General features: G+C 58.2%; 19 protein-coding genes. 11 read left to right on the top strand and 8 right to left on the bottom strand.

Translation table 11 applies throughout. The features are described from left to right. Positions 1 to 58 precede the first annotated feature (58 nt). Entirely contained in the window at positions 59 to 1,897 is a 1,839-nt protein-coding gene (locus tag PS14A_RS07750; RefSeq protein ID WP_212615664.1) for a long-chain-acyl-CoA synthetase, read from the bottom strand. Positions 1,898 to 2,282: 385 nt separating this feature from the next. Between PS14A_RS07750 and PS14A_RS07745 the strand changes: the two genes are divergently transcribed. After that, positions 2,283 to 2,561, top strand: coding sequence for a DUF3509 domain-containing protein (locus PS14A_RS07745; protein WP_016773780.1), 279 nt, complete (start codon positions 2,283 to 2,285; stop codon positions 2,559 to 2,561). Between the two features lie 167 nt (positions 2,562 to 2,728). Here PS14A_RS07745 and mtnC read toward each other — a convergent pair whose 3' ends face one another. The 5 genes from mtnC to aroC form a co-directional block, all read right to left on the bottom strand. Continuing rightward, positions 2,729 to 3,412 (bottom strand): acireductone synthase, encoded by a 684-nt coding sequence (mtnC, locus tag PS14A_RS07740; RefSeq protein WP_212615663.1) that lies wholly within the window; start codon positions 3,410 to 3,412, stop codon positions 2,729 to 2,731. Between the two features lie 4 nt (positions 3,413 to 3,416). Next, the gene (locus tag PS14A_RS07735; RefSeq protein WP_130910504.1) at positions 3,417 to 3,962 is read right to left on the bottom strand and encodes an acireductone dioxygenase; all 546 of its coding nucleotides are present in this window, start codon (positions 3,960 to 3,962) and stop codon (positions 3,417 to 3,419) included. A 92-nt stretch (positions 3,963 to 4,054) separates the two neighbouring features. Continuing rightward, positions 4,055 to 4,681, bottom strand: a complete 627-nt coding sequence (locus PS14A_RS07730) for a methylthioribulose 1-phosphate dehydratase (RefSeq protein ID WP_212615662.1) — start codon at positions 4,679 to 4,681, stop codon at positions 4,055 to 4,057. Then, positions 4,678 to 5,823, bottom strand: a complete 1,146-nt coding sequence (locus tag PS14A_RS07725) for an MFS transporter (protein WP_212615661.1) — start codon at positions 5,821 to 5,823, stop codon at positions 4,678 to 4,680. The genes PS14A_RS07730 and PS14A_RS07725 overlap by 4 nt, the downstream gene beginning before the upstream one ends. A gap of 34 nt (positions 5,824 to 5,857) precedes the next feature. Further along, entirely contained in the window at positions 5,858 to 6,949 is a 1,092-nt protein-coding gene (gene aroC, locus PS14A_RS07720; protein WP_024012223.1) for a chorismate synthase, read from the bottom strand. A gap of 130 nt (positions 6,950 to 7,079) precedes the next feature. Here aroC and PS14A_RS07715 point away from each other — a divergent pair, with 130 nt between their 5' ends. Both PS14A_RS07715 and PS14A_RS07710 read left to right on the top strand, forming a co-directional pair. After that, the gene (locus tag PS14A_RS07715) at positions 7,080 to 8,033 is read left to right on the top strand and encodes an alpha/beta fold hydrolase (protein ID WP_212615660.1); all 954 of its coding nucleotides are present in this window, start codon (positions 7,080 to 7,082) and stop codon (positions 8,031 to 8,033) included. Between the two features lie 99 nt (positions 8,034 to 8,132). Continuing rightward, entirely contained in the window at positions 8,133 to 8,924 is a 792-nt protein-coding gene (locus PS14A_RS07710) for a hypothetical protein (RefSeq protein WP_212615659.1), read from the top strand. Positions 8,925 to 9,016: 92 nt separating this feature from the next. Here PS14A_RS07710 and prmB read toward each other — a convergent pair whose 3' ends face one another. Beyond that, the gene (gene prmB / locus PS14A_RS07705) at positions 9,017 to 9,925 is read right to left on the bottom strand and encodes a 50S ribosomal protein L3 N(5)-glutamine methyltransferase (RefSeq protein WP_212615658.1); all 909 of its coding nucleotides are present in this window, start codon (positions 9,923 to 9,925) and stop codon (positions 9,017 to 9,019) included. A 239-nt stretch (positions 9,926 to 10,164) separates the two neighbouring features. Here prmB and PS14A_RS07700 point away from each other — a divergent pair, with 239 nt between their 5' ends. From PS14A_RS07700 to PS14A_RS07675, 6 genes are all read left to right on the top strand, one after another. Continuing rightward, positions 10,165 to 10,755: a cysteine hydrolase family protein gene (locus PS14A_RS07700; protein ID WP_016773772.1), complete on the top strand. Its 591-nt coding sequence runs from the start codon at positions 10,165 to 10,167 to the stop codon at positions 10,753 to 10,755. A gap of 131 nt (positions 10,756 to 10,886) precedes the next feature. Beyond that, positions 10,887 to 11,207, top strand: coding sequence for a hypothetical protein (locus PS14A_RS07695; protein ID WP_130910493.1), 321 nt, complete (start codon positions 10,887 to 10,889; stop codon positions 11,205 to 11,207). Between the two features lie 74 nt (positions 11,208 to 11,281). Then, positions 11,282 to 11,839, top strand: a complete 558-nt coding sequence (locus PS14A_RS07690) for a Smr/MutS family protein (RefSeq protein ID WP_016773770.1) — start codon at positions 11,282 to 11,284, stop codon at positions 11,837 to 11,839. A 77-nt stretch (positions 11,840 to 11,916) separates the two neighbouring features. Continuing rightward, entirely contained in the window at positions 11,917 to 12,462 is a 546-nt protein-coding gene (folE, locus tag PS14A_RS07685) for a GTP cyclohydrolase I FolE (RefSeq protein ID WP_011062625.1), read from the top strand. Between the two features lie 102 nt (positions 12,463 to 12,564). Then, a complete protein-coding gene (locus PS14A_RS07680; protein WP_130910492.1) occupies positions 12,565 to 12,936 on the top strand; it encodes a glutathione S-transferase N-terminal domain-containing protein in 372 nt (123 codons plus the stop codon). Positions 12,937 to 13,353: 417 nt separating this feature from the next. Continuing rightward, the gene (locus tag PS14A_RS07675; protein WP_249121206.1) at positions 13,354 to 16,899 is read left to right on the top strand and encodes a calcium-binding protein; all 3,546 of its coding nucleotides are present in this window, start codon (positions 13,354 to 13,356) and stop codon (positions 16,897 to 16,899) included. A 58-nt stretch (positions 16,900 to 16,957) separates the two neighbouring features. Here the strand turns inward: PS14A_RS07675 and PS14A_RS07670 are convergent, their stop codons facing one another. Continuing rightward, positions 16,958 to 18,124, bottom strand: a complete 1,167-nt coding sequence (locus tag PS14A_RS07670) for a PLP-dependent aminotransferase family protein (RefSeq protein WP_212615657.1) — start codon at positions 18,122 to 18,124, stop codon at positions 16,958 to 16,960. An 81-nt stretch (positions 18,125 to 18,205) separates the two neighbouring features. Here PS14A_RS07670 and PS14A_RS07665 point away from each other — a divergent pair, with 81 nt between their 5' ends. Both PS14A_RS07665 and PS14A_RS07660 read left to right on the top strand, forming a co-directional pair. Further along, a complete protein-coding gene (locus PS14A_RS07665; RefSeq protein ID WP_130910490.1) occupies positions 18,206 to 18,652 on the top strand; it encodes a MarR family transcriptional regulator in 447 nt (148 codons plus the stop codon). A gap of 298 nt (positions 18,653 to 18,950) precedes the next feature. Continuing rightward, a complete protein-coding gene (locus PS14A_RS07660; RefSeq protein WP_024012217.1) occupies positions 18,951 to 20,300 on the top strand; it encodes an NCS2 family permease in 1,350 nt (449 codons plus the stop codon). Positions 20,301 to 20,377 lie beyond the last annotated feature (77 nt).

The following is a 20,377-nucleotide window of genomic DNA, read 5'->3' as shown; positions in this document are numbered from 1 at the left end:
TTCCCGAGCGCGACGGTGGCTGTCACTCGGTTTTTTCCGAGCATCCCGATAGCCACACTCAATATCGATGTTTGCCCTGTTGAATTTCAGCGAGGATTTGCTCACTGACATGCACATAGGTTTCGCTGCCGGGCAACCAGGCGAAGATCGGGTCATCGCCCGTAAGCCCGGGGTCAAAGCCTTCCGTTTTCAGGCGAGTCTTCTGGTATTTGAAGGTCCCGGTGGTTTCCATTTTCACTTTCACCCGCAAGAACAACGGCACGGCATAAGCCGGCATGCGTTGCCGGACGAAACTCAGCAATTCGGCGAAATCCAGCGTGGCCAGGGATTCGGCGGGAGTGATTGCGGCCATCCCCGCACGCCCGTTGGTGTTGGGAATTTCCACACCGTAGGCCACGGCTTCAGCAATCAATGGATGTTGCAGCAACAGGTTTTCGACTTCGGTGGTCGACACGTTTTCACCCTTCCAGCGATAGGTATCGCCGAGGCGATCAACGAACTGCGCATGGCCGAAACCGATATTGCGCAGTAGGTCGCCGGTGTTGAAAAAGCGATCGCCCTTGTTGAACACATCGTGGAGGACGACGCGGGCGGTTTTCTGCGGGTCGGTGTAACCGTCCAGCGGTGCCTTGTCGTCGATCCGCGCCAGCAGCAGGCCCTGCTCGCCCTTGCCGACCTTGCGCATGAAACCATCATCGCCGCGCAACGGCTCGCCACTGTCATGGTCGTAAGCGACCAGTTCCCAAGCCATCAGCGAAAACCCGACGGTGTTGTCAAAATTGAGGATGTTGGTGAAACCGATGTTGCCGTCGCTCGCCGCGTACAGCTCACAAATGTGCTCGACGGCAAAACGCGTCTTGAACTCGGCCCAGGCACCAGGACGCAAACCATTGCCGATCATCTTGCGTACATCGTGGCGGCTGTCATCGGCGCTGAGCGGTTGCTCGACCAGATAGCGACACAGTTCGCCGACGTAGCCGATGGTGGTCGCGCGATAGCGGCGCACGTCTCCCCAGAACTGGCTGGCGCTGAACTTGCGGCGGATGGCGAAACCCGAGGCGCCGTTGATCGCCGATCCCCAGCACACGCACAGGCCCGTGGCGTGATACAGCGGCAAGGTGCAGTAGACGACATCATCCGGGCGCATATCGAGGGCGATCATGCCGAAGCTCGCCGAACTGCGCATCCAGCGTCCATGCTTGAACACCCCGGCCTTGGGCAGGCCGGTGGTGCCGGAGGTGTAGATGTAGAAACACGGATCGTCGAAGAAAATCTGCGCGCTGCTCGGCGGGTTATCGCTACTGGCGTCAGCACTGGCGCTGATCAGATTGACGTAGCCCTCAGGCGCGATGCCCGGATGGCTGTGGGTGTCCTGATCGGCGACGAACCAGGTGCGCAGCGCTGCGATCGCAACCTGATCACGCACGCCGGCATAGGCAGCGGTCAGTTCTTCGCCAACCACAATAGCCACCGGCGCAACCAGATTGATGCTGTGAACAAGCGTGTCGCGCATCAACGAGGTATTGAGCAGCGCACTGACCGCGCCGAGCTTGGCCAGCGCCAGGATTGTCACCAGCAATTCCGCACGGTTCTCGATGAACACCGCGACCACATCGCCCTTGCCGATGCCTTGCTCGCTCAGGTAATGCGCAATGCGATTGGCCCACTGATTGACCTGTGTATAGGTCAACGCCACGTCGCCCTGCAACAACGCCACACCATCGGGATTGCGCCGCGTCGCCTGCTCGAACGTCCAGCCCAGACCACACGTTTGGGTCGGATCCGTGACATTGGCCACCTTCATGCCTTTGACCACCCGGGGGATGGCTTTGGCGATCATCGGCAGTTTGCGGAGCATCATGCCCCAGGTAATCGTGTCGCTTGGTGCGTGACGCATGAAAGCTCCCCGTTCGATCCTGACGTGCAGACCGCTGTTCTTGTTATCGGGTAATGACTGCGACCGACGCGTTTACGCCGTGGGTCGAGAAGGAAAGTACGTCAGTGCTCGCGGGGCTGTACACGCGGTTTTTGCAATGATTTGTATCCCGTCGCGCCGACGGGGAAGAGCGGATTCTGGTACGGACGTTTGGTTCCGTTGTACGAAGAAAAATCACGCAAAATGCAGGATGCACGATGGCCATTCATGCAGATTGCACGACGCCTGCAAAATGCAATTCCTTCAACTTCTTGATTTTAAAGGGCTTTTTTTCGAATCAATACTGGCACAAACGCTGCAACTACCTCTGCATGCTTGCCATTCAAGTACATACGGAGCTGATGACATGAGCCTGATTCAAGAAAAATTTACATCGCTGTTCTCCAACTACGAAGTCAGCACTGCCCCACGTCCTGACGGTGGCATCCTGCTCACTCTGCGTAGCAGCGACGGCAAAGTCTTCAAACGCGCCCTCTCGTATCAGCAGTTGCACGCCGGTGACCAACTTTCGTGGGCGATCAGCGCGATCCGCCGCGACCTGGCCGAACAAGCCAGCGAGCTGCCGCAAATTGCAATGCTGCAGAGCCAGCAGCGTTTTGCTCTGCCGACGTATCACTCGCTGTAATCTGCTTTAAACAAAAACAGGCCGTGGAGCACGCGCTTCACGGCCTGTTTTTTGTGCGCATGATTTTTGTACGAGCTGCGGCACGCTTTTGATCTTGATTTCATGCGTAAATCGAAAGATCGCAGCCTCGTTTCACTCGACAGCTCCTACAGGGATGTGTGCAATGGTCAGAACGCTTCCGGTTCGATTCCGGTAAAGCTGTCCACCGTCACGTGCCCTGCCAACTCCCCGCCTTCACGCGCCAGGCCGCATGTTTTCATGCCGGCCGACTGGGCAGCGTCGAGCTCTTCGACGATATCCGACAGGAACAGGATTTCATCGGCTTCAACACCCACCGCCCGCTGGATGTTGCGGTAGGACTGCGCCTCACGCTTCGGCCCTGATGTGGTGTCGAAATAGCCGCTGAACAGCGGTGTCAGATCCCCAGCCTCCGAGCAACCGAAGATCAGTTTCTGCGCCTGGATCGAGCCGGACGAGTAAACAAACAGTTGATAACCGGCCGCATGCCAACGTTGCAGCGCTTCAACAGCATCAGGATAGACATGCCCCTTCAACTGCCCGGCCTGATAGCCCTGCGCCCAGACCATGCCTTGCAATGCCTTGAGCGGCGTGGCTTTGCGGTCTTCGGCGATCCAGCTCAAGAGGATTTCAACAACCCGTTCAACATCGGCCTGCGCCTCGTTGCTGTCGCGGCGCACGGCGTCGAGCTGTTCGGCGACATCAGCACGCGAAGCGTTCTGGCGCACAAAGTCCGGCAAATGTTTGGCGGCGTAGGGAAACAGCACGTCGAAGACGAAACTCACCGCGCTGGTGGTGCCTTCGATGTCGGTGAGAATGGCTTTGATCGACACGGTTTCAGTCCTCCAGACGCGGGAAGCGGCCGGCGATGTCTTCGCCGGTGAAATTGGCAACCCAGCCTTCCGGGTTGTTGAACAGACGGATCGCCACGAAGTGCGGATGTTCGCCCATGTCGAACCAGTGCTTGGTGCCGGCCGGAACCGAGATCAGGTCGTTCTTCTCACAAAGAACGGCATAGACGTAATCGTCGATGTGCAGGGTAAACAAGCCACGACCGGCGACGAAAAATCGCACTTCGTCTTCGCCGTGACGGTGCTCTTCGAGGAACTTGGCGCGCAGTTCGGCTTTTTGCGGATGGTCGCTGTTGAGGCTGATCACATCGACGGTGATGTAGCCGCGCTCGGTCATCAGTTTGTCGATCTGCTCTTTATAAGCGCTGATGACCTCTTCCTGACTGGCGCCGGGCTGGATCTTCGCGCCGGCCTGCCAGCGGTCGAACCGCACGCCCTGCTCGGCCAGCGTCGAGGCGATATCTTCGAAATGGGTCAGCACCTTGTTGGGAATCTCAGGGCTGGAAACGTGATAAACGGACAGGCTGCTCATGGGCAATTCCTCGGTAGCGGCGGCGCCGTCCGGCTCTTCAAGACCGGTCGGGCGCCGCGTGGCATCAGGCAAACGGGCTGTTTCTGGTGAACTCAGCCTTGGCGGTTCATGACGCTGCGGGTTTTCAACTCGCATTCAAACAGGAATTCAAAGGCCTCGATCTGCCGCAGCGCGTCGCTCATCTGCGCGCCCCAGGTGTAGAGACCATGGCCGCGAATCAGATAACCGACGCAATCAGGATGGGCGTCGAGCCAAGGCTGCACCTTGGCGGCGAGGCGCGCAATGTCCTGATCGTTGTCGAAAATCGGTACACGCACCCGCGATTCATGAGTCGAGATGCCGCTGAAGGCTTTCTGCAATTCGTAATCTTCGAACTCGATGAAGTCTTGCGGAGTCAGGCGCGACAGCACCGTGGCATTCACCGAATGGGTGTGCAGCACCGCACCGATCTCCGCGCGCCAACTGTAGAGCTGGGTGTGCAGCAAGGTTTCGGCGGAGGGTTTCTTGCCCGGCTCCAGGCTATTGCCGGACAGATCGGTAGCGAGCACGTCATCCACACCCAACTGGCCCTTGTGCTTGCCCGATACGGTCAACAGCGCCTCGCTCGGCGACAGGCGCGTCGAATAGTTGCTGCTGGTGGCTGGCGACCAGCCACGGCCATATAGAAAACGCCCGGCGTCAACGATCTGCTGGGCGAGCTGTTCACGGCTAGGGCTCATGGCCTGTCCTCTTGCATACATGTGGCAATGATAACGGCAGCGGCAAGCGCTGCGAGACTGGCAATACTAAAGGTCAATGTCGCGCCAAGGGCATTCCAGCTGTAGCCGGAATACAGCGCGCCGAGCGCCCCGCCGGTGCCGGCCAACGCGGCATACAGCGCTTGGCCCTGGCCTTGCTGGCGGGCGCCGAAACTACGTTGCACGAAAGCGATGGCAGCCGCATGAAAGCTGCCGAAAGTCGCTGCGTGCAGCACTTGGGCGAACAACAGCACCCAGAGAAACTCCGCAAACGAACCGAGCAGCACCCAGCGCAACGCCGCCAGCAGAAAACTCGCCAGCAGCACCCGGCGCAGGGAAAAGCGCGCCAGAATGCGACTCATGGCCATGAACATCAGCACTTCCGCCACCACACCGACGGCCCAGAGCATGCCGATGACGCCACGGCTGTAACCGAGGCGTTCAAGGTGCAGAGTCAGAAAGGTGTAATAAGGCCCGTGGCTGACCTGCATCAGCGCGACGCAGGCATAAAACGCCAACACGCCGGGATGGCGCAATTGCCTGAGAAAGCCCTCGCCCGCCGGCCGGTTGCCTTGCGCCGGTTGCGCATTCGGCACCCACAGGCTACTCAGGACAATACCGGCCATGATCAGCACCAGCGCCGCCGGGTAGATGTCCAGACTCAGCCATTCGAACAGCCGCCCCAGCACTACCACGGCAATGATGAAACCGATCGAGCCCCACAGCCGAATCTGGCTGTAGCGCGAGGTCTGCCCCTGCAGATGCGCCAGGGTGATGACTTCGAACTGCGGCAGTACCGCGTGCCAGAAGAACGCATGCAGGGCCATGACCATCGCCAGCCAGGCGTAGGTCTGGCTGACGAAGATCAGCGAAAAGGTCAGCAACGTGCACACCGCGCCAAAGCGCACGATGGCCAGACGCCTGCCGGTGTAATCGCCGAGCCAGCCCCAGATGTTCGGCGCCACGCAGCGCATCAGCATCGGAATCGCCACCAGCTCGCCGATGCGCGCGGCACTGAAGCCGAGGTGATCGAAGTACAGCGCCAGAAACGGCGCTGTCGAACCGAGCAAGGCGAAATAGAACAGATAGAAACTGGACAGCCGCCAGTAAGGAAGCGCCGCCACGCCGGTTATGCCGCGACGGCTTTGAGCGCAGCCATCAGAGCTGGCCCAGCACCGGCGTGCTCACGCGCACATCGGCGTTCTGCCCACGGTGGCGCAGCAGGTGATCCATCAGCACGATGGCCATCATCGCTTCGGCGATCGGTGTCGCGCGGATGCCGACGCATGGGTCGTGACGACCCTTGGTGATCACATCTACCGGGTTGCCATTCACGTCGATCGAGCGGCCCGGGGTGGTGATGCTCGAGGTCGGTTTCAATGCCAGATGCGCAACGATTGGCTGGCCGGACGAGATGCCACCGAGGATGCCGCCGGCGTTGTTGCTGAGGAATCCTTCCGGCGTCAGTTCATCGCGATGCTCGGTGCCGCGCTGGGCGACACAGGCGAAACCGGCGCCGATCTCGACGCCTTTGACTGCGTTGATGCTCATCAGCGCGTGGGCCAGTTCGGCGTCGAGGCGGTCGAAAATCGGTTCGCCAAGGCCCGGCATCACGCCTTCGGCGACCACGGTGATCTTCGCCCCGACCGAGTCCTGATCGCGGCGCAATTGGTCCATGTACGCTTCCAGCTCCGGGACCTTGTCCGGGTCAGGGCTGAAGAAAGCGTTTTCTTCGACCGAATCCCAGGTCTTGAACGGTATTTCGATCGGGCCAAGCTGGCTCATGTAGCCGCGAATGACGATGCCCTGACTGGCCAGATACTTCTTGGCGATCGCACCGGCCGCTACGCGCATGGCGGTTTCCCGCGCCGAACTGCGGCCACCTCCGCGATAATCGCGCTCGCCGTATTTGTGGTGATAGGTGTAGTCGGCGTGGGCCGGGCGGAACAGGTCCTTGATCGCCGAGTAGTCCTTGGACTTCTGGTCGGTGTTGCGAATCAGCAGGCCGATCGAGCAACCGGTAGTGCGGCCCTCGAACACGCCGGAAAGGATTTCGACTTCATCGGCTTCCTGGCGCTGGGTGGTGTGGCGGCTGGTGCCCGGCTTGCGGCGATCGAGGTCGCGCTGCAGATCTTCCAGGGAAATCTCCAGGCCCGGCGGGCAGCCGTCGACAATGGCGACCAACGCCGGACCATGGCTTTCGCCAGCGGTGGTGACAGTGAACAACTTGCCGTAGGTATTGCCGGACATGCAGGACGCTCCGTGAAATCAAACCCGAATTCTTGATGCGCGCCAGTATACGCAGGCTAACCGAGTAGTTCATCCTCGAACCTTAGTGGTGCTGGCGAGTCCAACCGGCACCTTGACCAATGATGGCGTGATGATGCTGCGAGTTCTGATCTTGAGTCTTACCCTCTTTACCGGCTTTGCCCAAGCGACAGTCCTACAGCGCCCGGTCACTCTGGACACCGGCAGCGGCGAACTTTTCGGCTCGCTGTTGCTGCCCAAGTCCGACAACCCGGTGCCGATTGTTCTGATGATTTCTGGCTCGGGTCCTACAGATCGCGACGGAAACAACCCCGACGGCGGGCGCAATGACAGCCTCAAGCGCTTGGCCTGGGTGCTGGCCAAACACAACATCGCCAGCGTGCGCTACGACAAGCGCGGCGTCGCGGCGAGTCTGGCGGCCGCTCCCGATGAACGTGAGCTGTCAGTCGAGGGCTATGCGGCGGACGCCGTGGCCTGGGGGCAGAAGCTCAAGGCCGATCCGCGTTTCGGCAAACTGATCCTGCTGGGCCACAGCGAAGGCGCGCTGATTGCCAGCCTCGCTGCGCCGAACCTGGACGCAGCGGCGGTGATCTCGCTGTCCGGCAGCGCGCGGCCGGTCGATGAAGTGATTCGCGAGCAATTGGCGCGCAGCCTGCCGCCACCATTGATGCTGCGCAGCAACGAACTGCTCGACAGCCTCAAGGCTGGCCACGCCGATGACAACGTGCCGCAACCGTTGCAGGTGATCTTTCGCCCGAGCGTGCAGCCGTACCTGATTTCGCTGTTCCGTCAGGACCCGGCGCAAACCTTTGCCCAGCTGAAAATGCCGGCACTGATCGTCCAGGGCAGCAACGACATTCAGGTCGGCACCGAGGACGCGAAGCTGCTCAAGGCAGCGAAACCGGACGCGCAACTGACGGTGATCGAAGGCATGAACCATGTGCTGCGCATCGTCCACAACGACATGAAGCGGCAATTGGCCTCCTACAAGGACCCGAATTTGCCCCTGGCCGCCGAACTGGGCGCCGCCGTCATCGAATTTATTGACGGAATTCGTGCAAGTTAACTGCGTTTTACCCTCCAGCCTCACAGAAAACGGCCGATAAGCCTTTGTCGCCAGCGCAACGTCTGGCGGCAAGCAGGGCTTGGACAGGATCTCGCCGTTATGACTGAAACCCAGACTTCAACTGACACCACCGCCGAAAAAGACGCGCCACCAGCGGTCGAACTGCCGTGGGCGGAGGTTCAGGCCGAGCACCACAAGATGCTCCGCCTGGCGCCGCTGCAGACCGACCGCAACACCGGCGGCCGGCCGTTGCGCTTTGTCGAGTTCGGTTACGCCGAGCGCAACAGCAAAGAACGCAGCCTGATGCGCATGGCGATCAAACTGCCCAACCAGCGTGTGCGCAAAGAACAAAACCATCTCGATGTGTGGGTCGACCATGCGAGCAAACGTGTGAGTTTCGGTCCCGACAGTGGCTTGCAGATCGAACCGCTGAATCGCGGTATCGGCCGCTTCATGGCTGCGCAAGGCATCAATTGGGCGAAAAAGCGCTGGTCCGGCTACACCGTCGACGGCATGGACCTGAACAACAAGGATGCACTCAACGAAGACACTCGCTTGCGCCGCGACCATTTCCTGCGCGTACACGGTTTCGATGTGGCTTACGCCGATGCCCAGCATTTGAAAGGCAGCATCAAGGCTGTGCAGGTCGGTGACCTGCTGGGTGACTGGAACAGCGAAAAGCTGCAGATCGTCGAGATTCTTGAAGCCGCGCAGATGCTGCAGCAGGCCGAGCAGAATCTGGCCGAGCAGGAAGTGAAGCTGAAAAAACAGGAAGAGAAAGTCAGCAAGTTCAAGCGTGAAGATGCCGGGTTGCGCTTCACCATTACGTGTCTGGTGGCGTTTGCGGTGTTTCAGGCGGGGTTGTTGATCTGGATTGCTACGCACCGCTGAGGGCTTGAGACCGCGTCGCGGCCATTCGCGAGCAGGCTCGCTCCCACCCTGGAATGCATTTCCCTGTGGGAGCGAGCCTGCTCGCGAAGCCTTTAGACGCGGGAGGCGAACAGGGCCTGATGCGCGCGGCACTGCTCGGCTGTCAGCATGAACACGCCATGCCCACCACGCTGGAACTCCAGCCAGGCGAAATCGACTTCCGGGTACAACGCCTCGACGTGCACCTGGCTGTTGCCCACCTCGACAATCAACAAACCTTTCTCGGTCAGGTGATCCGCCGCTTCGGCGAGCATGCGCCGGACCAGATTCAGACCATCATCTCCGCAGGCCAGGCCCAGTTCCGGCTCGTGCTGATATTCGTCCGGCATGTCGGCGAAATCTTCCGCGTCGACGTAGGGCGGGTTCGATACGATCAAATCGAAACGCTGACCCGGCAAACCATCGAAGCCATCACCCTGCACGGTGTAGACGCGCTCATCGACGCCATGGCGCTCGATGTTCTGGTTAGCCACTTCCAGCGCTTCGAACGACAGGTCCGCGAGCACCACTTCGGCATTCTGGAACTCGTAAGCGCAGGCAATGCCGATGCAGCCGGAACCCGTGCACAGGTCGAGAATCCGCGCCGGTTCGTTGCCGATCCACGGCGCAAAGCGGTTTTCGATCAGCTCACCGATCGGCGAACGCGGGATCAGCACGCGCTGGTCGACGATGAACGACATACCGCAGAACCACGCCTCGCCCAGCAGATAGGCGGTAGGAATACGTTCTTCGATGCGACGCTTGAGCAGGCGCTGCAGATTGACCAGTTCGTCGTCCTCCAGCGCGCAATCGAGATAGCTGTCGGCGATTTCCCACGGCAGGTGCAAAGCGCCCAGCACCAGCTGACGCGCCTCGTCCCAGGCGTTGTCGGTGCCGTGGCCGAAAAACAGATCCTCCCCATGGAAGCGGCTGACGGCCCAACGGATGTGGTCGCGCAGGGTACGAAGTCGGGAAGTGATCACGGCGTAGAACTCCAGAAAAAACGACTGGCGATTCTAGCAGCCAAAACGCGCGACGACGACGCAGGAAAAACCGCGCGGCAACGGTAGGAGATTTCTTTTTTTTGCATCAGGCATTGAACGGAACGTGTAACTTGACAAGGCTGCAGGCCAAGAACGACGGCGCCTACGATGGTAGCGATTCACAGAACCGCTCAGCCAGAGGACAATGTCGCAAAAGCCCCACCCCGAGGAGCCCCAGAATGTCCGTTCCAAAAACGATGTTTCAACTCAGCGGCCGCGGTTACGCAGCGGCCACACTGAGCCATGCCACCGTGGTCATCATCGATGCCCAGAAAGAATATCTCAGTGGCCCGCTGGCCCTGAGCGGCATGGACGCGGCCGTCGCGAACATCAAACAAGTGGTTGCCGCAGCCCGTGCCGCCGGTCGGCCGATCGTGCACGTGCGTCATCTCGGCACCGTTGGTGGCCTGTTCGACCCGCAGGGCGAACGTGGCGAATTCATCCCCGGTCTCGAACCGCAAGGCGATGAAACCATTATCGGCAAACTGCTGCCGAGCGCGTTCCATGGCACCGAACTGCTCGAGCGCCTGCAGAATCTCGGCTCGCTGGACCTGATCGTTTGCGGTTTCATGAGTCACTCCAGCGTCAGCACCACCGTGCGCGCGGCGAAGAACCTCGGTTTCCGCTGCACCCTGGTTGAAGACGCCTGCGCGACCCGCGATCTGCCTTTCAAGGGCGGCGTGCTCAGCGCCGAACGCGTACAGGAAGCGGAAATGGCGATCATGGCTGACAACTTCGCCACGCTGGCCAAGACTCAGGACTTGATCTGATCCTGCCCTTGTGAGCGGTGCATTGGCGCCGCTCATCCGCTATATCCGCTGATTTGCCGCAAATGCCATAGCCTCAGGAACAACCCGGTCAACTCCCGGTCGAAGGGCCGATACCATTGAGGAAGGTCGGAATGAAGTTATCCGATGGATTTGACGCACGCCGTTTGCGGCCCAAAGGCCAAAGCACCTGGCGTTTTCGATTTGGCGCGGCGATCTCGGCCATTCTGGCGACGTTCGGCGTGCTGCTGGCGATGGCCGGCGCCGCCAGCCTGCTCGGCCGCCCGCCGGCGCTGGGTGACCTGAACGCATCACCGCTGGGCTCGGCAATCATGCTCGCGGTCGGCTTGCTGTTTCTGTACTTCGGCGTTGCCCTGTGGCGCCGCTGCCGCCGTCGCGCACGGCAATCGCGGGAACTGAATATGTCCCCGCATCTGATGAAAAAACACGACTGACCCAACGGCCTGGCTTTTTGCCGGGCCGTTTTCTGTCGACTTGGGTAAACTGGCCGCCCTTCGCGGAGGCTGACATGCAAGACGACGATTTTTCTCTGTTCAAAAGTGCGATCCAGGGCGTCAAGCCGATCAAGCACGACCGCGCCGACACCGGCAAACCCAAGGCTGACCGCGCGCAGATCGCCAAGCTGCGTCAGTCCGCCACCGTGCGCAGCGACACCACCATCATTGATGGCCTCTCCGACCAGTTCGTGATTGACGTCGGCCCGGAAGACGAGCTGATGTGGTCCCGCGACGGCGTGCAGGAAAGCCAGATGCGCAAGCTCAAGGTCGGGCAGATCCCGTTCGAAGGCAGTCTCGACTTGCACGGCATGAGCGTGGAAAAGGCCCGCGAAACCCTTTGGGCCTTTCTCGCCGAAGCGACCAAATTCGAAATCCGCTGTGTGCGCGTGACTCATGGCAAGGCTGTGCGCCTGGATGGCAAGCGGCCGATGATCAAAAGCCACGTCAACACCTGGCTGCGCCAGCATGCGCAAGTGCTCGGTTTCTGCTCCTGCCAGGCCCGCCACGGCGGCGCCGGCGCGGTTTATGTGATGCTGAAACGGACGATGATGGAAGGCCGCGACGAATAAAGCCGTCACACCGAACTTGCAGGGTTGTGTCCGCCACCGTACCCTTGCCCTTTGCGAAAATCCCCACAGGTAGTTTCATGTCCCTGGAACAGAATTACACCGCGATTCTCGGCCAATTGGGCGAGGACGTGTCCCGCGAGGGCCTGCTCGACACGCCAAAGCGTGCCGCCAAAGCCATGCAGTACCTCTGCCGCGGTTATGCACAGACGCTCGAAGAGGTCACCAACGGTGCCCTGTTCAGCTCCGACAACAGCGAAATGGTGCTGGTCAAGGACATCGAGCTGTATTCGTTGTGCGAACACCACCTGCTGCCGTTCATCGGCAAGGCGCACGTCGCCTATATCCCGAGCGGCAAAGTGCTGGGCCTGTCGAAGGTCGCGCGGATCGTCGATATGTACGCGCGCCGCCTGCAGATCCAGGAAAACCTCAGCCGCCAGATCGCCGATGCAGTGCAGCAAGTCACCGGCGCGCTGGGCGTGGCCGTGGTGATCGAAGCCAAGCACATGTGCATGATGATGCGCGGTGTCGAAAAACAGAATTCGTCGATGATCACTTCGGTGATGCTCGGGGAATTCCGCGAAAACGCAGCAACCCGTAGCGAATTTCTCAGCCTCATCAAGTAATTCGCAACAGAAAAGAGCCGGCGTTGATCGCCGGTTTTTTTCGCCCGTGAAAAATCGGGTAAGCTGCGCGCCTTTCTTTATTAGCACCGTGAGGCTTTCAACGTGTTCGTCAAAGCGCTTCGTGTCGGCCTCGGCCAACTGGTTATCTTCATCGACTTCATCACCCGTCCGGGCAAGAAAAAACGACCCGCCGCCGCTCAGGCTCAGGTAGACGCTGCCGCGAAAGATCTGACGCTGTATCAGTTTCACGCGTGCCCGTTCTGCGTGAAAACCCGCCGTGCACTGCATCGCTTGAATGTGCCAGTGGCTCTGAAAGACGCGAAGAACAACGAGCAGGATCGCCAGACTTTACTGAACCAGGGCGGCAGGATCAAAGTGCCTTGCCTGCGCATTGAAGAAAATGGGCAGACTGTCTGGATGTATGAATCGAAAGCGATTATCGATTATCTGGATAGGCGATTTGCTGCGGTGTGATGTTGGTGCAGCGATAAAAAATATCAACTCGCTTCAAATCCGAATTTAAAATAAACCGGCCCTCGAGCCGGTTTTTTTTTGCAGAAGGTTACTGACATCACGAATTACCGACTTACGGCCCGCCAAACCTTTTATGAGATTTAACTTGCTGTTATAAAAATTCGACACTGTGCCCAACCCAACCGGTGCACAATCAACGGCAATGGATTCGCCAGAGCGAAGTGATGTCAACTCCAGATTTCAGCATGTATGGCCACTGCTGCAAGTAATGAGCATGTCGTACTGAAAACCGCGAGCTTGAACATAGCCTTAATATCAAGCCTCAATACAACAAGTTCTTGCCCGCATTAAAGAAAGTGCTATTTCTTTCAGAACACCGCTGCGCAAGTATCAATGAAACCGAACAAGGAAGTTCTAATGTCCACACCCTTTGTAGCCAACAACACCTATGCCGACGACGACACCATGGTGGTATCGTACATCGGCACGCAACCTGTTGAACGTACGGCTACAACAATAGATTTTGAAGCGATAGAGGATGACAAGTCAGGAAAAACGTCTACCTCTTCCGGCCAGCGAAAGCCGGGCCAACTCAAGATGCTCGACGATCTGTACGGCCCGCTCAAGATAGGTTCGTACACCGTAACACGCCGAGCTCTGGACGCCCTGGGAGCGACGATTGATGGCCAGCCGCTTACCGGCCATAACACTCAGTTCCGCATACCCAGGCGATCTTTCACCAACTCTCTGCAGCTCAGTTATGCCGAAATCGAAAAGCGCATGAAGGTCTCGACTTTCGGTGACGATTATCTGCTTCCTTCATTTCTGTTCGAACTCGCCAATCTGCGACCGGCAACTGCCCCGCCAGTCCTCAGAGAGGAGATCGGGACAAGCGTCGAGGACAGCGGATACGCGAAAAAAATGACTCGCCTGTTGAGATCGGCCCAGACCCTGGATATACGCTTGACCTATTCAACCAAGCGCAAGAATCCGAGCTGGCTCATCGTCAAGAACAACTCCATGGTCGGCGCCAGTGTCGGCATTCAGGCGTTCGGCATCTTCATGGGAATCCGTGGGATTCACGACGCCGTGAAGAAGGATGACAAGACTGAAATCCTCTTCAACAGCCTTGCGCTCGGCTCGGAGGGAGTGTCGATCGTCACAGACGTAGCCATCACCAAATGCGGTCAGAACATGATCGAAAAAGCCGGTGGCGCAATGAAGGATTTCACCAAAACCCGCACCGGGCTGCGCCTCAGTCGTTCGGGCGGGCTTATCGGCGGTGCAATCACGTTGCCGTTCGACATCATCGGCGCCGTCAAAGAATTCAATGCCGCCAGCAATACAACCGGCAAAGAAGCCATGGATCATTACGTCAGTTTCGGTTTGAACATCGCCAGTGCCGCCATGACCGTCATTCTCGGCAGCGCTGCAATGGCGGGTTTCTCCTTCGCCGGTCCGGTCGGCCTCGCGGCGGGTGCGATGATGGCGTTAGGATCTCAAGTCTACGGTGCCGTGCGCATGGTCGATGAAATCGATGACTATATCGAACTCACCGTTGAAGAGCGGTGGCGCACCGGATGGTTTTCCTTCGTACCGTTCATGGACATAGACCAGGACATCAAGAACCGCTACGAACTGGCCAAAGCCAAGATCGAAACCGCCAGGCAACTGCAAATAAACGCGAAAAAGCTGCTCGAAGATACGCGCAAAGGCACCCCCGAAGCCATCGTGCACGGAAGCTATGAACATCGCATGAAGAAAACACGCCAGCATGTGAAGCATTGGTGGGGGCTTCAAAGCATGCCGATTGTCCATGTTCCCGAAGTGGTCGGCCTTGACGACACGATTGATGCTCGGGACGGGGTAACGGCTCAGACACCCGGCGCCATATTGGGGACGGCGGGCGAAAACAAAGGCATTCGATGGATGTTGGGCAGTGGTAAAGACACGATCACTGGCGTCAAGGCAAAGCCCAATGATTTTTATTACACCGAAGGAATAAAGAACATTACCGGAGGTGATAAAGACGACAAGTTCATTGTCCAGAATGCAGCGGACGACTTGGTAAGACACATTGCAAGCAGTGAGTTTTCCCGACTGAAAGGTGGCACCGGCAACGACACCTTGATAATGGAAGGCACACAGTGGCATCCGATCACTGGCCGCGGCTACGACATCGATCTTGCGGCAGGAACCTTGCAAATCTACACGCCGAATCGGGACCCGTCTGTGGTGGATGGCGAGACGTACTCTTTCAAGGCACTGCTCGAAAGCATTGAAAACCTGCAGACGTTGCAAGGGGGAAGAACTGTCGTCACAGGCACCGGGGCCTCCAATGTGATCAAGTCAAGGGGGGCGGACATTATCGATGCCGGTGCCGGTAACGACTTGATTTATCTGTACAACGCAAACGCCAAGGCATCGGGGGAATCTGGAGTGGATTACTACCATGTGGAATTGGCGGAGGGCTCGGTCATCATCTCGGAAGATGGTGCAGATGAAAGTGAAATTTCGCTGGGCTGGCGAATGGACCAGATCGAAAAATGGGAAGTGAACGAGTGTCGGCTGGTGGTCACATTGAACTTTGACTTTCCATACGGCCGTACAAGCACCATAGCCCTTGAGAACATATATAAAGTCGAGGATGGCCGTCGAGTTTTGCACAATGACAAATTTACCATCATTACCGGGGATCATTATCAACTGAGACCGGACTTGCCTGAAACAATCGAACATGACAATCCGCTCAGGGTAAACACTTACAAGATCAAGGACGGATACCCTGGACCAATGACTATTGTCCACTCGAGTGACTGCGAGGTACCCACCCACAAGAACACCCATTACTATGTTCAGCGTTACAACCAGAGCACTCGATTCATAACAGGCAGACTCCCCCACCCCAATTACGGCACCCGCATCTTTCTTGATTACGACTATGCCGAGATGACCAGTGCACATGTTGCCTTTGCCACGACTCCGTCGATCTTGATGAATGAAGCGGCAGACAAGAACAAGGTCAATGTCTCTTGCGATTTTCTGTTCTACTTCGGCGAGAGCCTGTTGCAGATTGCGGGCGTCAGCCAGCACGCAGAAACAACGCTGGATGCTGCCCTGAAGAGCGCTGCCGCCAACGTCTCCACCCATGGCTATATTCTGATATTTCGTGATGGCATATCCCATAGACTCACTCTTGAAGAGAAGTACGCCGTGCCTCCGACACACTACGAGCACAGCGTGACCGCCAATACGCTGACCAGTCACACCCTGGACTTTCCGCTCAAGACAAACCCCGATGCAGTTTTTGAAATCCCCTTCACACTCCCCAAGGAACTGGACCTTCGCGAAAGTTGTGTCAATGTGCAGCCTGTAGCCGAACAAATTGCCATCGACTCCCTTGAAGGTAAAGGTGGTATCTATTTAGTGCATTTGCTTGAGAACAGAGTGTTGCGTATCTCCACTCCAGACGGTTTGGCAACTGCGAAAGTTCGATTGAACAATTCGTCCACGTGGCAGATCGATGCCACCCAGATCAAAAACTTCGCAATCGAGCTGGCCGGAAACAAGCTGTACATCGGAACGGTCACAATTCATTTGCCCGAGTACGGCCCTGACGATCTCATCGATCAGATTTTCGTCATAGGGCCAAAAGGTGTGGTACATACCGTGGATCTGGCGTTCGATCGGGTTTATGTCGACAGCCTCGACGCCTCATTCTTTGAGCCGCCTACTACCGCAGAGCTGCCCGAAGAGTTTTCTGCGATTGCTCAACGCGATCTGTACGTACGCAATATTGCAATGGCCGACGGCACTAGAGGCAGGTTGAAATACAACCTCACGAACCGCAAGTGGATTCTGGACAATAACAAATCTCGAGAAATATCTTATTCGCAACTGGTACTGAACCTCTGCGATCACAGGAAACCACCGGCGCCACCATTAGACTTCCCCGATAATTGACCGCTGGCCAATCGGCATCAGTGCTGAACAAACCGGCCCTCGGGCCGGTTTGTTGTTTTCAGGCCACGTTCTCCAGATTCGCCTGCCGCACCACGGCGGCCAAGCGCTTCAACCCTTCGTCCAGCCGCACCGGATCAATGTGGCTGAAATTCAAACGCAAATGCCCGTGATGGTTGTCCGGCTCTGGAAAGAACGGCTCGCCCGGCATGAACGCTACGTCATTGGCCAACGCCTCGTTGAGCAATGTTCGCGTATCCAGCGGCTGCTTCAGCGTCAGCCAGAAAAACAGTCCACCCTGCGGCATGTTCCAGTCCGCCAGATCAGCAAAATGTCTTTCCAGCGCTGACTGAAAAGCATCGCGACGCTGCCGATAGAAATCCCGCAGTTGGCCCAAGTGCTGTTGATATTGCTCTGTGCCGATCCATTGCAGCGTCTGCCACTGACCGATGCGATTGGTGTGCAGATCCGCCGATTGCTTGAGTTTGAGCAGATGCGCAAACAGATCCGCACTGGCAATCAGATAACCGACACGCAAGCCAGGGAGCAAGGTTTTCGACACGGTGCCGGTGTAGATCCAGCTGGCTTTCTTCAATCGCGCGGCAATCGGGTTGGCACTGCCGCCATCGAAGGTCAGTTCGCGGTACGGCTCGTCTTCGATAAGGGTGACGCCGAATTCGTCGAGCAATGCGGCGACCGCTGCGCGCTTGGCCTCGCTATAGCGCACCGCAGAGGGATTCTGGAAAGTCGGTATCAGGTAGATGAAGGCTGGGTGATGCTGTTCCAGCCGACTGCGCAATTGCGCCAGGTTGGGGCCGTCGGCTTCCTGCGGCACAGTCAGGCAATCGGCGCCGAACAGCTGGAAGATTTGCAACGCGGCCAGATAAGTTGGCGCCTCCAGCAGAATCTCCGTGCCCTTGTCGATGTAGAGCTTGGCGGCCAGATCCAGGGTTTGCTGGGAGCCGCTGACCACCAGTACCTGACTCGCCTCACAGTTGAGACCGAGCGCCCTCGCCTCTGCCGCCAAGGCCTCGCGCAAAGCCGTCTCGCCTTCGCTCATACCGTACTGGCCAAGGGATAACGGCATCTCGGCCCATTGCACTTTGGGCAGCATTGCTTCAGCAGGCAGACCGCCGGCGAATGACATCACCTCCGGACGCTGAGCGGCGGCAAGGATTTCTCGGATCAAAGAACTTTTCAGGCGCGAGACACGTTCGGAAAAAGCCATGGAGGTCACCGTAGCGAGGGATGCGAAAAATGAGTCAAACTGGTTGACTGAAACTACGACAGCCTGAGCGAGTACGTCAACATGCTTGACCTTAAAAACCCGTCCATTCAGCAACAGGCCATGGAAGCGTTTTTCTTCGGCTATCAGGCGTTCACCGCCAAGGCCGATGAAATGCTCGAGCGCCGCGGCCTCTCACGGGTGCATCAGCGCATCGTGTTTTTCATCGCGCGCTATCCGAACCTGAGCGTGAAAGAGCTGCTGGCCCTGCTCGGCGTGAGCAAACAAGCGTTGAACATGCCCCTGCGCCAGTTGCAGGAAATGCACCTGGTCGACAGCGTCGCTTCGCAGACGGACAAGCGTAAACGTCTGCTGGAGCTGACGGCGGAAGGTTTGAAATTCGAGCAAGCGTTGCGGCGTGAGCAGGTGAAATTGCTTGAGCGGGTGTTTGCCGAGGCTGGGGAAGCGGCGGTGAATGGCTGGCTGGCGGTGAATTTGGCGCTCGGGAACGGTCAGACACATCTCGATTGACTATTCGGGCCTCTTCGCTGGCAAGCCAGCTCCCACAATGATCTGTGGATGTCCACAAAACCTGTGGGAGCTGGCTTGCCAGCGATGGGATCCTCAAAGTGATATATCACTATCGACGGAATTTTCGGAAACAAAACAAAAAACAATATTTGCTTTATTTGTACACAAAAGCATAATCCACTGCGTGCGAGTTCCTGACTACACGGTCAACAAATTCGCGTATGCCTCAAAGGGCCGCTGCCACCCCTCATGGGTCCGGCCCTGGAAATAACAATAAAACTCTTGAGGAGTACTCGCTGTGGAAAGCCGCAAATCCGAAGCACCGCCGCTCGAGCTCACGCCGCCATTACGCAATGGCCTGCTGGAGCGTCTGTTCAAACTCAGCTTGCATGGCACCACGGTGAAGACCGAGCTGATTGCCGGTCTGACAACCTTCATCACCATGGCTTACATCATTTTCGTCAACCCGAACATCATGGCCGACGCTGGTATCGATCACGGTGCGGCGTTCGTCGCCACCTGCATCGCTGCCGCATTGGGCTGCCTGTTGATGGGGCTCTACGCCAACTGGCCGGTCGGCCTCGCACCCGGCATGGGCCTCAATGCGTTCTTCACCTACACCGTGGTCGGCACCATGGGCTACAACTGGGAAACCGCGCTCGGCGCAGTGTTCGTTTCGGGCGTGCTGTTCATGTTCCTGACCTTTTCACGGATTCGCGAGTGGCTGCTCAACAGCATTCCGGTCAGCCTGCGTTTTGCGATGGGCGCCGGTGTCGGTCTGTTCCTGGGCCTGATCGGGCTGAAGACTGCCGGTATCGTCGTCGACAGCCCGGCGACGCTGATCAAACTCGGCTCGCTGCGTGAACCTGGCCCGCTGCTCGCCGCGATCTGCTTTTTGATGATCGCGATCCTCAGTTACCACCGCGTCTTCGGTGCAATCCTGATCAGCATCATCACCGTCACTCTCGCCGGTTGGGGTCTGGGCCTGGTGCACTATGAGGGCATCATGTCTGCCCCACCGAGCCTGGCGCCGACCTGGATGGCGATGAACGTCGCTGGCGTGTTCAACGTCAGCATGATCAGCGTCGTGCTGGCCTTCCTTTTCGTGCATATGTTCGACACGGCGGGTACGTTGATGGGCGTGGCCCAGCGCGCCAATCTCGTCGCCGCGGACGGTCGCATCGAGAACCTTTCCCGAGCCATGAAGGCCGACAGCGCATCCAGCGTATTCGGCGCCGTGGTCGGCGTGCCTCCGGTGACGAGTTACGTGGAAAGCGCCGCTGGCGTGGCCGCTGGTGGTCGGACTGGTCTTACCGCCGTTACCGTGGGTGTGCTATTTATAGCGGCAATGTTTTTCGCCCCGCTGGCTGGCATGATTCCCGCTTACGCCACCGCAGGTGCACTGATTTATGTGGCAATGCTGATGATGGGTGGCATGGCCCACATCGAATGGGACGAAGCGACCGACGCCATTCCGGCAATCGTCACGGCGATCATGATGCCGCTGACCTTTTCGGTTGCCGACGGCATCGCGCTGGGCTTCATCACCTACGTGGCGTTGAAGGCCGGCACCGGCAAGTACAAGGAAATCTCCGTCAGCCTGTGGGTGCTCTGCGCGATTTTCATCGCCAAGTTCATCTTCCTGTAAGCGCTGCGCGGTTCAGGTTTCAAACCAGCCTCACCCTTGCGGGTGGGGCTTTTGTGCATCTCGATAACAACAAAGGA

The organism is Pseudomonas sp. 14A (assembly GCF_018132745.1).
GTDB lineage: Bacteria > Pseudomonadota > Gammaproteobacteria > Pseudomonadales > Pseudomonadaceae > Aquipseudomonas > Aquipseudomonas mercuritolerans.
The sequence above is the reverse complement of the archived record's forward strand: the minus strand, read 5'-3'. Positions and strand labels throughout refer to the sequence as shown.

Excerpts from the sequence above, each read along its gene's own strand:
- PS14A_RS07750 (WP_212615664.1), bottom strand. The coding sequence starts at position 1,897 with ATGCGTCACGCACCAAGCGACACGATTACCTGGGGCATGATGCTCCGC.
- PS14A_RS07745 (WP_016773780.1), top strand. The coding sequence starts at position 2,283 with ATGAGCCTGATTCAAGAAAAATTTACATCGCTGTTCTCCAACTACGAA.
- PS14A_RS07735 (WP_130910504.1), bottom strand. The coding sequence starts at position 3,962 with ATGAGCAGCCTGTCCGTTTATCACGTTTCCAGCCCTGAGATTCCCAAC.
- PS14A_RS07730 (WP_212615662.1), bottom strand. The coding sequence starts at position 4,681 with ATGAGCCCTAGCCGTGAACAGCTCGCCCAGCAGATCGTTGACGCCGGG.
- aroC (WP_024012223.1), bottom strand. The coding sequence starts at position 6,949 with ATGTCCGGCAATACCTACGGCAAGTTGTTCACTGTCACCACCGCTGGC.
- PS14A_RS07715 (WP_212615660.1), top strand. The coding sequence starts at position 7,080 with ATGATGCTGCGAGTTCTGATCTTGAGTCTTACCCTCTTTACCGGCTTT.
- PS14A_RS07710 (WP_212615659.1), top strand. The coding sequence starts at position 8,133 with ATGACTGAAACCCAGACTTCAACTGACACCACCGCCGAAAAAGACGCG.
- PS14A_RS07700 (WP_016773772.1), top strand. The coding sequence starts at position 10,165 with ATGTCCGTTCCAAAAACGATGTTTCAACTCAGCGGCCGCGGTTACGCA.
- PS14A_RS07695 (WP_130910493.1), top strand. The coding sequence starts at position 10,887 with ATGAAGTTATCCGATGGATTTGACGCACGCCGTTTGCGGCCCAAAGGC.
- PS14A_RS07690 (WP_016773770.1), top strand. The coding sequence starts at position 11,282 with ATGCAAGACGACGATTTTTCTCTGTTCAAAAGTGCGATCCAGGGCGTC.
- folE (WP_011062625.1), top strand. The coding sequence starts at position 11,917 with ATGTCCCTGGAACAGAATTACACCGCGATTCTCGGCCAATTGGGCGAG.
- PS14A_RS07675 (WP_249121206.1), top strand. The coding sequence starts at position 13,354 with ATGTCCACACCCTTTGTAGCCAACAACACCTATGCCGACGACGACACC.
- PS14A_RS07670 (WP_212615657.1), bottom strand. The coding sequence starts at position 18,124 with ATGGCTTTTTCCGAACGTGTCTCGCGCCTGAAAAGTTCTTTGATCCGA.
- PS14A_RS07665 (WP_130910490.1), top strand. The coding sequence starts at position 18,206 with ATGCTTGACCTTAAAAACCCGTCCATTCAGCAACAGGCCATGGAAGCG.